At 47.5% G+C, this 14,394-nt stretch carries 16 protein-coding genes; 10 read left to right on the top strand and 6 right to left on the bottom strand.

Annotated elements, in window-relative coordinates:
* Positions 1-39: 39 nt before the first annotated feature.
* Positions 40-1,377, bottom strand: coding sequence for a glycerate kinase type-2 family protein (locus tag ACWQXP_RS00535; RefSeq protein ID WP_454060880.1), 1,338 nt, complete (start codon positions 1,375-1,377; stop codon positions 40-42).
* Positions 1,378-1,434: 57 nt separating this feature from the next.
* Between ACWQXP_RS00535 and ACWQXP_RS00530 the strand changes: the two genes are divergently transcribed.
* Entirely contained in the window at positions 1,435-2,139 is a 705-nt protein-coding gene (locus ACWQXP_RS00530; RefSeq protein ID WP_454060879.1) for a uracil-DNA glycosylase, read from the top strand.
* A 42-nt stretch (positions 2,140-2,181) separates the two neighbouring features.
* On the opposite strand, the gene fsa is transcribed toward ACWQXP_RS00530, so the two are convergent.
* Positions 2,182-2,838 (bottom strand): fructose-6-phosphate aldolase, encoded by a 657-nt coding sequence (fsa, locus tag ACWQXP_RS00525; protein ID WP_454060878.1) that lies wholly within the window; start codon positions 2,836-2,838, stop codon positions 2,182-2,184.
* A gap of 253 nt (positions 2,839-3,091) precedes the next feature.
* Between fsa and ACWQXP_RS00520 the strand changes: the two genes are divergently transcribed.
* From ACWQXP_RS00520 to ACWQXP_RS00505, 4 genes are all read left to right on the top strand, one after another.
* A complete protein-coding gene (locus ACWQXP_RS00520) occupies positions 3,092-3,403 on the top strand; it encodes a hypothetical protein (protein ID WP_454060877.1) in 312 nt (103 codons plus the stop codon).
* Positions 3,404-3,520: 117 nt separating this feature from the next.
* Positions 3,521-4,282, top strand: coding sequence for a 6-phosphogluconolactonase (gene pgl / locus ACWQXP_RS00515; protein ID WP_454060876.1), 762 nt, complete (start codon positions 3,521-3,523; stop codon positions 4,280-4,282).
* A gap of 15 nt (positions 4,283-4,297) precedes the next feature.
* The gene (locus ACWQXP_RS00510) at positions 4,298-4,693 is read left to right on the top strand and encodes a hypothetical protein (protein WP_454060875.1); all 396 of its coding nucleotides are present in this window, start codon (positions 4,298-4,300) and stop codon (positions 4,691-4,693) included.
* Between the two features lie 1,325 nt (positions 4,694-6,018).
* Positions 6,019-7,800, top strand: a complete 1,782-nt coding sequence (locus ACWQXP_RS00505; protein ID WP_454060874.1) for a hypothetical protein — start codon at positions 6,019-6,021, stop codon at positions 7,798-7,800.
* Between the two features lie 298 nt (positions 7,801-8,098).
* Here ACWQXP_RS00505 and ACWQXP_RS00500 read toward each other — a convergent pair whose 3' ends face one another.
* Together ACWQXP_RS00500 and ACWQXP_RS00495 are read right to left on the bottom strand one after the other, a co-directional pair.
* The gene (locus ACWQXP_RS00500) at positions 8,099-8,452 is read right to left on the bottom strand and encodes a type II toxin-antitoxin system VapC family toxin (protein WP_454060873.1); all 354 of its coding nucleotides are present in this window, start codon (positions 8,450-8,452) and stop codon (positions 8,099-8,101) included.
* A complete protein-coding gene (locus tag ACWQXP_RS00495; RefSeq protein ID WP_454060872.1) occupies positions 8,449-8,649 on the bottom strand; it encodes a type II toxin-antitoxin system VapB family antitoxin in 201 nt (66 codons plus the stop codon). Before ACWQXP_RS00495 ends, ACWQXP_RS00500 begins: the two co-directional genes overlap by 4 nt.
* A gap of 568 nt (positions 8,650-9,217) precedes the next feature.
* On the opposite strand from ACWQXP_RS00495, the gene tnpA reads away from it, so the two are divergent.
* The 5 genes from tnpA (at position 9,218) to ACWQXP_RS00470 (ending at position 12,317) form a co-directional block, all read left to right on the top strand.
* The gene (gene tnpA, locus ACWQXP_RS00490) at positions 9,218-9,661 is read left to right on the top strand and encodes an IS200/IS605 family transposase (protein WP_454060871.1); all 444 of its coding nucleotides are present in this window, start codon (positions 9,218-9,220) and stop codon (positions 9,659-9,661) included.
* Positions 9,662-9,673: 12 nt separating this feature from the next.
* Positions 9,674-9,961, top strand: coding sequence for a type II toxin-antitoxin system Phd/YefM family antitoxin (locus ACWQXP_RS00485; RefSeq protein ID WP_454060870.1), 288 nt, complete (start codon positions 9,674-9,676; stop codon positions 9,959-9,961).
* A gap of 132 nt (positions 9,962-10,093) precedes the next feature.
* Positions 10,094-10,342: a type II toxin-antitoxin system Phd/YefM family antitoxin gene (locus ACWQXP_RS00480; RefSeq protein WP_454060869.1), complete on the top strand. Its 249-nt coding sequence runs from the start codon at positions 10,094-10,096 to the stop codon at positions 10,340-10,342.
* Positions 10,332-10,709, top strand: coding sequence for a PIN domain-containing protein (locus ACWQXP_RS00475; protein WP_454060868.1), 378 nt, complete (start codon positions 10,332-10,334; stop codon positions 10,707-10,709). The genes ACWQXP_RS00480 and ACWQXP_RS00475 overlap by 11 nt, the downstream gene beginning before the upstream one ends.
* A gap of 849 nt (positions 10,710-11,558) precedes the next feature.
* On the top strand, positions 11,559-12,317 hold the full coding sequence (locus tag ACWQXP_RS00470; protein WP_454060867.1) for a DUF4026 domain-containing protein: 759 nt from the start codon (positions 11,559-11,561) through the stop codon (positions 12,315-12,317).
* 520 nt (positions 12,318-12,837) lie between these two features.
* On the opposite strand, the gene ACWQXP_RS00465 is transcribed toward ACWQXP_RS00470, so the two are convergent.
* Both ACWQXP_RS00465 and ACWQXP_RS00460 read right to left on the bottom strand, forming a co-directional pair.
* Positions 12,838-13,776: an SPFH domain-containing protein gene (locus ACWQXP_RS00465; protein ID WP_454060866.1), complete on the bottom strand. Its 939-nt coding sequence runs from the start codon at positions 13,774-13,776 to the stop codon at positions 12,838-12,840.
* Between the two features lie 98 nt (positions 13,777-13,874).
* Positions 13,875-14,354 carry an NfeD family protein gene (locus tag ACWQXP_RS00460; protein ID WP_454060865.1) on the bottom strand — a complete coding sequence of 160 codons (480 nt, stop codon included), beginning with the start codon at positions 14,352-14,354 and terminating at the stop codon, positions 13,875-13,877.
* Between the last annotated feature and the right edge of the window lie 40 nt (positions 14,355-14,394).

Raw genomic sequence — 14,394 nt, 5'->3', positions numbered from 1 at the left:
TCCTTCTCCTACCATAAGGAGTGCTCACGATAGAAATATTTAGAGAGCGAGGAGTAAATAAATGTCATTCACATTGGTGTTGGTTGGGTCGGTTTTGATATGTCCGCCAGCGTGCTTGAAGAATGTGTAACTGTCGTGTGATTGGAGAAACCTGCGAGCATCCAGGTTTTTCTTTTTAGCTCTCATGACTGTTTCCCCATTGACCGCGGCGCCGGCAACATCCGTTGGACCATCGGAGCCATCTGTCCCAAACCCTGCCAGAATGATACTCGGGATTCCAGATATGCCTATTGCGGCAGATAACATGCATTCTTGAGCTCGGCCGCCTTTCCCCTTACCAGTAACCTTCACAGTTGGTTCACCACCCCAGATCATACAGGTAGGACGGTGGATAGAGTTTTTAGTCTTATCAATACGTTTAGCAAATGATGCGATAAGGTTTCCAGCTTCTTTCGCTTCACTCTGTAAGGGAGATGTTTGGAGAATAGGTCGGAATCCCAAATTTTTGGCCATTTTGGCAATCTGGCATGCAGCCAGTTGATTGTTCCCAATGATGACATTATGGACTCGTTTCAAGTGTGGATCTCCACGTTTGAGCGTTTCCGGTACAAGTCCATGTACCCCCTTTTCAATATGACGTTTTACTGCTACGGATAAGTGTTCCCAGAGACCGTATTTGTCTAAGATGTGGTGAGCTTGAAGATATGTACTTGAATCCGATGCCGTCAACCCTGACCCAATCGTTTCGAGATCGTCACCGAGAACATCAGAAAGAATAAGACTGATCACGGTCGCCGAAGTGGATGCGATGAGTTTCCCGCCTTTGAGTGCTGAGAGATGTTTGCGTATGGTATTGATCTCCTGAATGTTGGCTCCGCTTCGAAGGAGTTGGTTCGTCGTCTGCTGCTTATTGTTTAAGGTCAGTCCTGGTGCGGGGCTGGCCAGAAGACTGGAGGCGCCCCCTGAGATGAGAGTCACGAGTAAGTCTTGAGGCGTGAGAGACCTCAGCCTTCGTTGGACGAGTGTTGCTGCTTGGCGGCTTCGTGAGTCTGGAGTCGGATGTCCAGCTTGGAACATCTCAATATTTTTGAGTGTAAATTTTGGGAGATCTTTGACAATGAGCAATCCGTCGTCTAGCCTTTTCCCGAGTAGTTGTTGCAGGGCTTGCCCCATTCTTGCCGAAGCTTTTCCTATTCCTATGCACACAACACGATCATAATTTTTGAGATGATATCGTCGCCTCTTAATTGTTAAGACGCTATCTTTGACGATACACAATCGTTGAATGGCGAGACCTGGATCAGCGGCAGCAAGCCCTGCCTCAAGAAGTTGGGTAAGAATGACTTTGTGTGGTCGATGAAGATCGTTGATCGTCATGGATTCGATTCCCTTGGCCTGGGAGTGCGTTTCCCTCCTATGGTAGGATGATTTCCAATGTCATCACTCAAGGTTTTACATCAAACTGTATCAGATTGCACGTTATGCCCGCGCTTGACGATCTACCGTCGAGAAATTGCCAGAGTCAAGGTCAAGCGATTCCAGGACTGGCACTACTGGGGTCGGCCTATACCAGGGTTTGGTGATTCCAAGGCCAGGCTTTTTGTCGTTGGGCTTGCTCCGGCCGCGCATGGAGGGAATCGAACCGGCCGGGTGTTTACCGGGGACCGGAGCGGGGATTGGTTATATGACGCATTATATCACTATGGCTTTGCGAACCAACCAGACTCGACGCATGCTAAAGACGGATTGAAATTGAGGGATTGTTATATTGCTGCAGCCGTACGTTGCGCTCCGCCAGCCAATAAACCATCTATGAAAGAGTTTGACGCCTGTCGACCGTATTTAGTGGAAGAGTTTCGTGTCTTAACGAGTGTAAAGGTCGTTGTCGCGCTTGGGAAAATTGCCTTTGACGAATACCTTAAAACTTGCCAAGTCTTAGGTCATGCTATTCCATCACCGAAGCCTAAATTTGGCCATGAATGCTCGTACGTCCTGCCATGGCGAGTGACGTTGATTGGTTCTTATCACCCCAGTCAGCAAAATACCTTCACTGGGAAGCTCACCCGCCCGATGTTTTATCGTGTCTTTGAGCGCGCCAGGTTAGAACTTGAAGCGAAGCGCAAAAATTGCGGGACATGATACAACGAACGTCTTTTCTTTTCACATTCACGACTCGTTCAATTAAGACGTCTTGGGTAAATTTTGCTTTTCCCAATCAGCGAGAAACTTTTTGAGTCCACTGTCGGTTAAGGGATGTTTGACCAATTGCTGAAAGACGCTGAAGGGCAAGGTGCAAATGTGTCCTCCGGCAAGTGCCGCTTCGACCACATGTTGTGGGCTTCGGACGCTGGCGACCAGGACCAGAGTGGGGAACTTGTAATTGGTGAAAATAGTCACAATTTGTCGAATCAGCTCCATCCCGTTACTGCTGATGTCATCCAAGCGGCCGATAAATGGAGACACACACCAGGCTCCAGCCTTCGCTGCAAGCAATGCTTGCGCTGCTGAAAAACAGAGTGTGACATTGACGCGAATGCCTTCGCTGGCGAGTTGCTTGGTGGCTTTCAATCCTTCAGGAATCAGAGGACACTTGACGACGATGTTTTTATGAATCTTCGCGAGCTCCCGCCCTTCTTGTATCATGGCCTCAGCTTCTACACTGACAACCTCTGCACTGATGGGGCCGTCGACAACGCTGCAGACTTCTAGCAGAAGATCTTTGAAGTCACGTCCTTCTTTCGAGACTAATGAAGGGTTGGTGGTGATACCATCAATGACCCCAAGGCTTGCGGCTTCACGAATTTCTTTGATGTTGCCTGTATCGAGATAGATTTGCATAATTGACCCTCGTGTGTTTAGACGTCATGGGTTTTGTTTGAATGATTTCTTATTGTAACCAGGGATCGTCATCTCCACAATTCGGAGACTCTCATTGCCTGATGTTTTGTTTGACGAATGACTCCTCAGAGGCTAAAATTTTGATAAGGACGGGACTGTCCTTTTGGGATGTTTGTCGCTCAGTCAGAATATGTCATGAAAACGGAACATCTCTCTTTAGTATAACATGAAGTTTGGCATGGGAGGGTGCGGAGTGATTGGACGATTGCTTGGTGTGATATTGGCAGGGTTGTTGTTGTCGGCTTGTGGAGGAAATCCCTATCTGGAGGCTTCGTTGAATCCTGCTGAATTTGAGGGGAAAGATAAGGCGTGGTTTGAAGAGCACTGGGGTACACCAACTGGAAAGTCTCAACGGTTTTTTGGGGGAGAAACGTGGGTGTATCACCGAATGGCAGGAGGGGAAAAGCATTTCCCATTCTTCAACTTTGCTCCGAATTCTTGTGAGATTACATTGGATTTTGACAAGGAAGAAAAATTGGATTCATATGATTACACAGATTGTTAAGGAAAGACCGGATAACAAGAGTATAATGTTACGTTTGACCGTCTGTGGCGTGTAGTATTGGCGAGGTGAAACATTGAATATACAGGGTATTGAACATAATCCCGCCAGGTGTATCGGGTGACCTGCACCATACGCAAGATTTCTGATCCTCAACAACTTTTTTCGATTGCTGCTCAAGAATTCTGCAAACGCATAGAAGAAGCCGTTAAGCGAACTGGGCACATGACTGTCGCATTGGCTGGTGGATCGACGCCAAAGGGGCTCTATGGACTCTTGGCAAGCGAACCCTATCGATCGATGATCGATTGGTCGAAGGTTCATGTGTATTGGGGCGATGAACGACATGTTTCGCCGGACCATCAGGACAGCAATTATCGAATGGCACATGAGTCGTTGCTTTCCCACGTTCCAGCGATTCCAAGCCAAATTCACCGTATGCAGGGTGAATTTCCGAATGCCTCAGATGCCGCGGATGCCTATGAAGACGTATTGCGGAAGGAATTTACTCCATCACCTGGAGAGGCTCCGGTCTTTGATCTTATACTCTTGGGTATGGGACCTGACGGTCATACAGCATCGTTGTTTCCAGAAACAGAGGTCGTGCATGAGTCAGCAAGATGGGTCGCCGCTCCCTGGGTTGAAAAATTTCAGACACATCGTGTGACGTTGACTCCAGTCGTTCTGAATCAGGCACGTCACGTCATGTTTCTGGTGAGTGGAAAAGATAAGGCAAATGCCTTACAGGCTGTCTTAGAGGGGCCTTCACAGCCAGACCAGTATCCTTCTCAAGTCATTAACCCGTTATCAGGTCAACTGCTCTGGTTAGTCGATGAACAAGCTGCCAGTCTTTTACACAAGACCACATTCCAAACCCAATGAAAGGGTCATACTACTATGAATGTAATGAACGCGCCACCCGCATTCATTCAAGCCTTACATAAGGCTTCTGTAACATGTCGGACTCCAGATTGCAAAGGAGCTGTAACGGTTGTTGATCTTACGCATCGCGATGATCGTGTGAAAACTTTCAGCTTTCACTGTGACCACTGCAATTGGAAAGAGGAGATAGCTGGGGAGTTGCAAATGGAGCCTCCCTGGGACGAAGCCGCTCTGATCGAGATCACTGAGGAGCACCTCTTACATCTTGAGCCGGTGTGTCCCCATGATCAGGCTCCTGTGCATTTTCATTCTCTCCCCAATCCTCGGCGTAAAGCTCGATACCAAATTTCCTGCCACTATTGCGGCCGCCAAGCCGAACTCGAATGGCCCCCCGCCGAAGCTAAATGGTAATGGCCACTTGTAATCGATATGTCATTCGCGACCTGATACTAAAAAAGGTTGCCTGTCAATTGCGGGAACTGTGTCAGCACTACCGTGGCCATTGCCAACTGTAATCTGTATATCAGTAGGTCTCGAATGCCATCGAACGTTGCTTATGAGCCGACCTATACAGCGGTCAACGATCGTACTCACCAAAGCCACATATAATCGACCCATCATTTGCAATAGTAGGTTCTATGTAGATTGCCTATTGGTTGGCTTGCTGATAGGGAATAACCGTGGCCATTGCCTACTTTTAATTCATAGATCAGAAAGTATGAGGCTTCAAGTAAATTGTCTGGTGACCCTCCCGGGTATTTGACGGCTTGGTGTGATCAGGAATATGGCGGGCCTCTATCAATTAAGTTTCTGACGAAGGCGGGGCATGGGCAGTTTGATGCGATTCATACGCAATGGCGAGGACGCATTAATATGGATCCTGATTCTCAGACAGTTGCAAAATGGAATGAACAACTTCATTGGGATCATTCCTCAGCCACTGTAAAAAAAGGGGACATTCACCTTTTTTGTTCGAACGACCATCCGAAAGGGGAAAATAGGATAATCTCATTTTGGAGAGAATGGATGTCGGGGCCATTCGACCAAAGGTCAACCGAGACTCACCGTTTGATCGATAGGTCTGGACATAATGAATGGCAAAGTGATTGGACCTTGAGTTCAGTATGAATCTGGGTGAGTGTCCCCGTCAGGGATCGTCTAGGTGTATGCTTAATTAAAAAGGAGAATGTCCCCTTTTTCATTTTTAAGTAGAGAAACAACGGTTCCAACAGATGATGGACAAGATTATGTGGTTGGTACGGAAACATCGAGAAAGCCTATAGTGCTTTCCGTCGTGGTAGAAGAGTCTTTATAATATCAAGGTTATATTCTAAAGCAAGCAAGTTGACCTCTTTGCCACTTGCAAGGGGAACGCCCGCGTTGCAACCAGAGAGGATCTCCGATTGACCCCCATAGAAATCTTTGATACTTTGCTGTCGGACGAAAACGGTCGTTTTCATTTCCTATTTCTTTAAAATGTCTTATATCTTTTGATTTCTGGTCACCTGAGTTGGTGCAGCGAGAATGAAGGCGCAATTTTCCGTGAATTATTCGTTATTTTGGAGGCGGTGCCTGGTAGTCACACCTAGTATGTACTTGCCTGTTGTTGCACCAGTTCTTGGAAAAATTGAGGGGGAGCTTGTGTCTGCAACGCCCAAGAAAACCGGAACTAGAACCCCGCAGCCCATCTTGACTGATCGATATACGCTTGCAATGAATAACTAAGGAGGAACCGAATGAAACGTATCAAACTCAAGTCTACCTTTCTTAGTCTTACTGTAGGTTTCCTTCTCGTCCTACTATCGGTGCCCGTGAGTGCGAAAAATGGAAAGAATATACTCTATGAAGTCTGGGGCGCCGATCAGTCTAACTCGGTGAGCAGTGCTCCCGCCCGCGGTACAATAGGCAGTTTGATTTGGGTATGGAACAGCGAAGACATCCATAGCCAGCTCACCAATGGCACGACGGCTCAACCCCTGGGCTGTGATGGAAATAATACTCCTGGTGACGGTCCCTGCGATCTGCTCAATGTGTTTCCCGGCACATTGGTCGAGCATGATAGCAATGGCGTGACCGGTGCGTCCCTCCACGACTACGACTATGGGCGCTTACACGGGGCACTGCCGGATCCACAGAATCGCTACATGAACATTAATCTGTTCGGCCCTGGCAACGGCTTTATAGGAATCATGGACGGTGCGACCAAGGAAGCCGTCGCGTTGTTTCGCGTGACCGGAACGAGCTCAGGTCAGCGGGTGCACATGTCGTTTTGGAACAGTGATGGCAGCGCCCTGCTGATTGCCAACCTGGACGGTAAAGTGCTCGAGCGCATCGACATCGCCCGCGATACAGATGGTTCCATCACTCAAGCAGCCTTCAATCGTTCTGCCAGCCTTGGCGTTGGCAAAAACCTGGCCGTGACTGCGGAGGTTAAGGTTTACCTGGGGCAGAATGAGCAAGGCAACCCCATGATCGGCACGATTACCGGCGACTATAGCAACGCCAATCTGGGCGATCTTACCCCAGCCGGTAAGTGTCGAGAAAACGGCTGCATCAGCGGTACAGATGGCGAAATGGGCGGTCGCGTTAATAACGTAATTATTTGCCCCATCGTTTCTGCTAACGATTACGCGTATATCACCATGGGCGGTGGTGGGCTCTTGGTGGCCAACACCAGGACCACGCCGATGACTATCGTCGGCGAATACGGGCAGGAAGTGATTAACGGCGCCGGTTGTGGCGGCATTCAGGTGGGTGATCACATGTGGCTCAATGCCGGCATATCAGCGTCAGCCGCTGGTAACGTGCATTCGACTTTCACCATCTATACGCTCGATGATCGCGTGTTCAACACCGTTCAGGCAGAGAACACACCCCTGCCGGTGACAGTCTACAAAGACTCGGATGCCAGTGATGGTAATGCGGCCAACACCGCTACCATTGGCAACCTGAGTGGCGATCAGCCCCCAAACCTGACCGGGCAGCTTCCAGGGACAAGCACCCGCCGCGACAGCCATGGCATGGCGCGAACGTTGTCCGGCAAGCACGTGCACACGGTGGATCGCATCCAGAACATAGTTGAGGTTATCAATACTAAAACCCTGGCCAGAACCACCTATGATCTGGCCTCGGCCAACGGCCTGGGCAATGGCGTAGGACCGTGCGATGCCGCGTCTGTCACATCCGAAAGTGGTTCGACGGGCGACCCAGCCCTGCCTCCCAACGATGCCACACCAGATCTGCTAGAGAATACACCAGATGGCAAGTACCTCGCGGTGGCACTGCGCGGGCCTATACCCGTTTCGGTCACCCATGCAGCGCAGGGTAGCTGCCCCGGTGTTGGAATCATTCGACTGCTGGCAGGCGGCAAAAGGGGCAAGCTTGCCACCGTACTGCGCACCACCAATACGATCGACGACACACCGGTCAGTGCACCGGGCGGTCATATCTATGAGGGCACCGAACATAGCGATATTCACGGGGCCTCGGTTCGCACTCGGGTAGAAGACATGAAATAATAGCGCCATCGGGGGCAGGCTGAGGCATATGTCTGCCCCTGATTTTTCATTTAGGAATGAGGGGCCCTAATAAGTTCGTGAACATTTCGAAGAAAAGGGTCATTCATCTTTTTTTAATAGAGGGACCTGTTGCTTGTTTTAAGACATAGGGCCTAATCCTCTGAATCATCTTCACTCAGTCTGGATTTTCTTTGCAGCGTTTCCGCAGCTGAATCATGGTGAAATTCACCGATTCAATATTTTTCAACTAAACATTCATAGAGCAAATCAATATATTTGCCATGTATGCTGTGTCTATTTAGATCGCTGGAGTTTGGCTGCCGCTTTTTGCAAGGAAGTATCTGCTGTCCATAGAGCACATCCTGTCAACTGTGCGGCTGCTAACAAGTTCATAGCTAACCCACCCTATCCCTGTTCCATAGAGTTTCTGAGTTTCTAAAAGATGCATCACTTCATGATGTTCTGGAATGTGTGTTTCGGGAAGGGCACAAAGCAAGGCAAGTACTTCTTTTCGATTCTTCAGTCCCCCACAAGCAAGTTCGCCAACGATGAAGGGATGAATGAGTATCTGTGTATCTCGAAGTAAGGACTCTAGGCGAGGGCTTCCATACCGAAAATGATTGACCCAGATTGATGTGTCGACCAGGGTCATCGTGTCTGGGGCGATCGTCGTCGTGGAGGCAACTTTAGGTGCTTCTCTGATCCTCCGAGTTGAGCAAGCCGCAATGCAGCGTTTTTAGAAATCAATGCTTCAAGGCCAAGCCTCACCAACGAGGTTTTTTCAGAAATTCCCGTGAGGGTTGCGGCTTTCTCAAGAAGGTCATCATCGATGTTTAATGTTGTCCTCATATGCATTATATATGCATATATGTCAATGGGTATTTCTCGTCTCGTATCAATCATGGAAAATGGGGAAGATTGCGAAACCACAGATAATATGGCGTATTCTTCCAGAATCCAGAATAGGGGTCATTCTTCTTTTTAAAGCTACCCGGCTCTCTATGACAAAGTGATATGGCTAGGAAAATGGAACATTCTCATTTTTAACGATACAGTATGGACAAAAGAAAAATGTCCCCTTCCCGTAGTCATGTCAGGTCTTCGGCAACAACCCCAAAATGTGCTGAAGCGGATCAATATAATTCCAGGGTTGATTCCTGACTAATACATTTTTCGAAATTTCAAATCATGTTGAGAATGGTTAAACGATAAATGACTAGACAGAGAGAAGGAAGATATGCACTACTTTTTCAATGCCTTGCAACTGGGTCGGGGGAAACGATAACTAAGACCACGGAGTCACGGTATGAAAATTTCCTCAGACATCAAGCCAGTCACATACCTGAAGGCCAACGCCGCCGCCTTGTTGAATCACTTGAGGGTATATTCCCCGCCGCTTGCGGCGTAAACTACTCGGGTGAGGGAGTACATTCATCAGAGCCATAATGTTACGGTTTTGTTGTACCACCTGGTTTTTCCTGCCAAATATCGCCGTGCGATATTTGATTCAGCCGTCGATAGTGTGTTGAAGGAGGTTTGCCTCGAGCTCGAGCCGCGGTATCAGTTGAAATTTCTGGAGATTGGTACGGATAAGAACCATGTCCATTTTCTGGTCCAATCGGTTCCCGGGTATAGTGTGACGAAGGTGGTGACCATCATAAAGCGTTTGACCGCCAGAGAGATCTTCCGGCGCGCCCCTCAGGTCAAAGAGCAATTATGGGGTGGTGAGCTATGGACCGACGGGTATTACGCAAGCACAGTGGGTAAACATGGCAATGAAAATATGATAGGGAAATATGTCAAGCAACAAGGGGATGCCTACCAAAAGCTATACGCAAATCACCAGTTAGTCCTCTTCTAATACCCCGTCCGCTTGCGGCGGGGATTATTTATTCAAATCAATGAAACACATCGTCCGGTTGTGATCACGAAAAATGGCGAGCCCAAGGTTGTATTGCAGGATCCACAAAGCTACGAGAATATGAGGAATGCATTGGGTCTGTTGAAATTTATTTCTCAAGGAGAAGACGATATCAAGAATGACAAGACCACGGCACAAGCTGAAGTGTTCAAGAAGTTAGAAATGCACTTACATGGTCAATGGAATAATCCCACCGTCAAAGCAGTGCTCCTTTCTCCTTTCAAAACCCACGCTAAGTAGATCATTCTCATTTCCCATATTGATAAAACAGATAGCGGGAAACAGTGATTTTGAGGTGTCGATCCCACTGAATCTGTTTGACCATAGTCCGTTTAGAGTGTATACTTTAAAGTGTCAACTACGGAGGATTTCATGCAGGCTACCGCAAAAGATTTACGATTCTCGTCAAAAGAACTCCTTGCCACTGTTTCTCGAGGTGAAGAAGTCGTGATTACACATCGAGGAAAGCCTGTGGCGAAGTTAGTGCCCTTGGATTCCGGTACACAACTGTCGAGCGCCGAGCTCAAACTGTATGGTATTTGGGCGAAGCATCAGCCCTCTCAAAATGTCAAAACCTACGTGCGCCAACTCAGAAAACCGAGACACACGCGTGCTCATTGATACAGACGTCCTCATTTGGTTTATGCGGGGCAATGCGAAGGCGCAAATAATCATTGATCAACAGAAGCCATTCTCCATTTCAGTCGTGACGTATATCGAATTGGTACAAGGGATGCGCAACCAGGAGGAATTGATGGCCCTACGGTCAGCTCTTCGACAGTGGGAGACAAAAATCATTTATCTCACAGAGGCAATCTCATCGAAAGCCATGCTCTATGTCGAAAAGTATGCTCTGAGCCATTCGCTTCATCTCGCTGATGCCCTCATTGGTGCCACAGCCGTCGTGTATGCACTCCCTTTACTCACAGCCAACGCGAAACATTATCGAGTTATTTCCGAACTTAGTCTTCACGTGTTCCGTCCCTAACTTCACCAACGAATCACGAATGCGAGTAAATAGGGGACATTCAAATTCATTGAGATTTCCATTCCAGGCAAGCTCATATTGTTGAAGGAAGAAGATTTGCCTATCAATCAGAAAACCCTGATTTTTGGGGCAAGTCTAGTTTTATTATATTAAGCGAGTGACAAGAGTCTGCCTGTTTAACATTGGAGTAATTGCTAGTTGTTGCATTACCAAACCTTTCTCTCTCCTCGTGATTCTAGAGCCAAAGCATTCATTCACACGAGGAGGTCGAAAATATCTCTGGCCAGACCAATAAGCATCATTATCAATTGTTTTTTGTTAGGTTTAAACGTTTGAACAACTTCACGAGGATCAATATGGTTTAACTGTCAAGAGAACTCACAATGATTTATGGAGATTCTCTATGGCTGTGCTCTTTGTCCTGAACATATCTTTGAGACATTTCTCTAGAAATGGATGATTCGGTCTATACGTGAGAAATTATAAGAATTGGGTAGAAAAGTTTCACTTGATGTCTTCCCAATTTCGGAATGTCGAAGGTTCTTTCTTAACGCCAAGATAACATTTTGAAAAAGTGCGTAACTTATGCCCTTTCCACGACAGCCACTTGTAATCTCATGAGCTAGGACACCTGTAATCCTCGTAAACAAGTACGCTTAGAGGTTTTCAATAAAAGCGAGATAACAGAGAGCGAATGGCCTGTGAAATAATCGTGTCCTAGGACACCTGTAATCCTCGTAAACAAGTACGCTTAGAGGTTTTCAACGAAAGCGAGATAGCAGAGAGAGAATGGCCTGTGACGCGACCGTGTCCTAGGACTTTCGCCAAAGATTTATACATTCACACCACATGAAAAAGATTAAAAAGAAGAAAACCGGAAATGCACGGTCGCTTCCGGCGTATGTCATCGGATTTACGCATGGAGATCCACCGCCTCCCGGCTATTTGACGGCCTGGTTTGATCAGGAATATGGCGGTCCTCTGTCGATTCAGTTTCTGAGTCAAGCGGGGCATGAACAGTTTGAAGCGATTCATACGCAATGGCGAGGACGCATTAATATGAATCTTGATTCTCAGACAGTTAAAAAATGGCGTGAACAAATTCATTGGGATCATTCCTTAGTCATTGAAGTCTCACTTGGATCGAACAGTGGGCAGTCGAAAGTTGATGTCATACTGCATGTCGCTCGCCTTGCGCGCGGCTTAACATTGCTGACCGATGGCACGGCCTATGATGTGGTGACGAATGCCTATCTCAATCCTTCGGATTGGCAAGATCAGACGCTTGCGGCATTTCTTTTAGATGAGCACATTCAGGTTGAGCAGCAAGAAAAGGTTGAGTCAGGGCAGGTGTGGTTTTATACACGTGGGTTGAGTAAGTTTGGTCTTGATGAATTGGAATGTCTTCGTCCAAGAGGACTTTCTGAGACTGTTGTCAAAGAGATTTTAGAGGAAAGTGCAGAATATGTGGTCAACCACGGAAAAGTCCCAAAAATTGGTGAGGCCATCAACCTGCTTAATGCCGGTCAAGTCGTCAAGATCGTTCGTCATCGAACTGATCAATCGTTTGGAAGGTCAATTGCTTTCCGTGAATTACAGTGGATTTGATTTATAGGAATGTTGAAAAAAGCCGCCAGCGGCGTTCTCGCCCTCTCGCCGTCCAAACGCCACGAAGTTCTCTGTGAGGGGGTCTGCGTTGCGTCAGTGAGTTGATTCGGCAGCGTATGAAGAGGCTGTGCGAGAGTGTCGTTGCTCACGTACCTCTTGCCTTTTGCTCATCATTAGCCATTTTGACCTTTCTCTTTTGATGAAAGAAGTTAAGTCATTTGAATGCTTGCTTCCACTGTATCAGGATGAAATATGTCTGTGGGGGCTGCGAGAGTACGCTCCGCTCGTCACTTGGCCACCTATAATCGTTCTTGCAAGAGGAAGCCCCTCTTCAAAAAAAAGAGTGTCATGTGGTACTACCCCAAAGATAACCGTGCCGAGGGGTGCGGCCTTGCTGGACGACTTTTTTGAACATTCAGACATGCGTCTTGCCTAGACGATTTCTGGGCCATTGGCATGAAATATTCAACAGACCCCTTATGCAAGCAGGCTAGAAAGTTAGAAAATTTGGTGGGTAATCCTAAGGCGTGGCTTGAGACGCTCCAGGGCTTTTATTAATCACATTCATGGCAAGCGCGATCATCGATCCGACGTCTGACACACTAGCGGGAAGTACGAGAGTGTTGCTGGCTTTGGCGAGTTCTCCGAACTCTTGAATGTATTGTTCTGCAACTCGGAGTTGTACGGCTTCGTATCCGCCTGGGACCTGATTGGCTTCGGCAATTTTTCGAATGCCTTCTGATGTGGCAATGGCAATGGCCAGAATAGCCGACGCCTCTCCTTCAGCCTCATTAATTTGTTGTTGTTTTCTGGCCTCCGAAGCTTTGATCACTTTTTGTTTTTCGCCTTCAGCATTGTTAATGGCTGCGTCTCTCTGACCTTCCGAGGTCAAGACAACAGCACGTTTCTCACGCTCAGCTCGCATCTGTTTTTCCATTGCATTGAGAACGTCTTGGGGTGGGTTGATATTGCGAATTTCGTAGCGGAGTACCTTGATTCCCCACGGAGCTGAGGCTTTATCTAACTCATTTACAACCTGAACATTAATATTGGTTCGTTCTTCGAACGTGCGGTCCAAATCAATTTTTCCAATTTCACTCCGCAACGTTGTTTGTGCCAATTGAGAAATTGCAAAGTGGTAATCCGTAATACCATACGAGGCACGTTCGGCATCCAAGACTTTGATATAAAGCACGCCATCTACTCCAACTTGAACATTATCATTGGTAATGCATATTTGCTCGGGGACATCCATCGCCACTTCTTTGAGCGTATGCTTATAGCGAATGACGTCAAGAAATGGGATAAGAATATGAAACCCAGCTCCTATGGTGGCGGAATACTTTCCCAGTCGTTCAACAACATAGGCGCTTTGTTGGGGCACGACAACGGCCGTTTTAGCTAAAATGATAAGAACCAGAAGTGCTAAAAAAATGGCAACAATCAATTCACCTGACATGCTGATCCTCCTGGCTTGTATCTCGTTCCGTTGTTTGCTGTAGACCTAATGTGATGTCACATGTCATGGGGTATGGTGTATTCATCACTAACCGTATGTCATTTTCCACTCAATTGCTCAGCTTTGACTTGAGACGCTTCAGCCTGAATCCAGAGCGTCAATCCGTCAACTCGAATGACTTGCGTGCGTTGTCCCGTTAGTAGCAAGGTGTCTCCTTTATTGCAGGCGGTCCAGGTGGATCCGTGAAGCTCGACCTTGCCTGCGCCTTGGCTCGGGATATCTTCAAGGGCCGTGGCAATTTTACCCAAAAGGGAATCAACGTTGGTTGGGCCTTGTTCCTTAGGCGTGATCTTTCTTTGAAGTGTTCGACTGAGGGCGAGGAGTGAGATGATGCCAAGAATCGCGAATAAGACCCATTGGCTCCAAGCCGCTTCAGCTAGGCCTAACCAGACAACGGCACTGACGACGAGTGCGGCAGTGCCAAAAAACAAAAAGTAAAAATTGCCGAGTCCACCCAGGGTCAAAATTTCCAACCCTAAGAAAGCAAGTCCGAGTAACGCCCAATGCCACCAAATCATGCCATCATCTCCCAGACAAAAAGCTCATACTACCTATGAT

Source organism: Candidatus Nitrospira salsa (assembly GCF_965152625.1).
The sequence above is the reverse complement of the archived record's forward strand: the minus strand, read 5'-3'. Positions and strand labels throughout refer to the sequence as shown.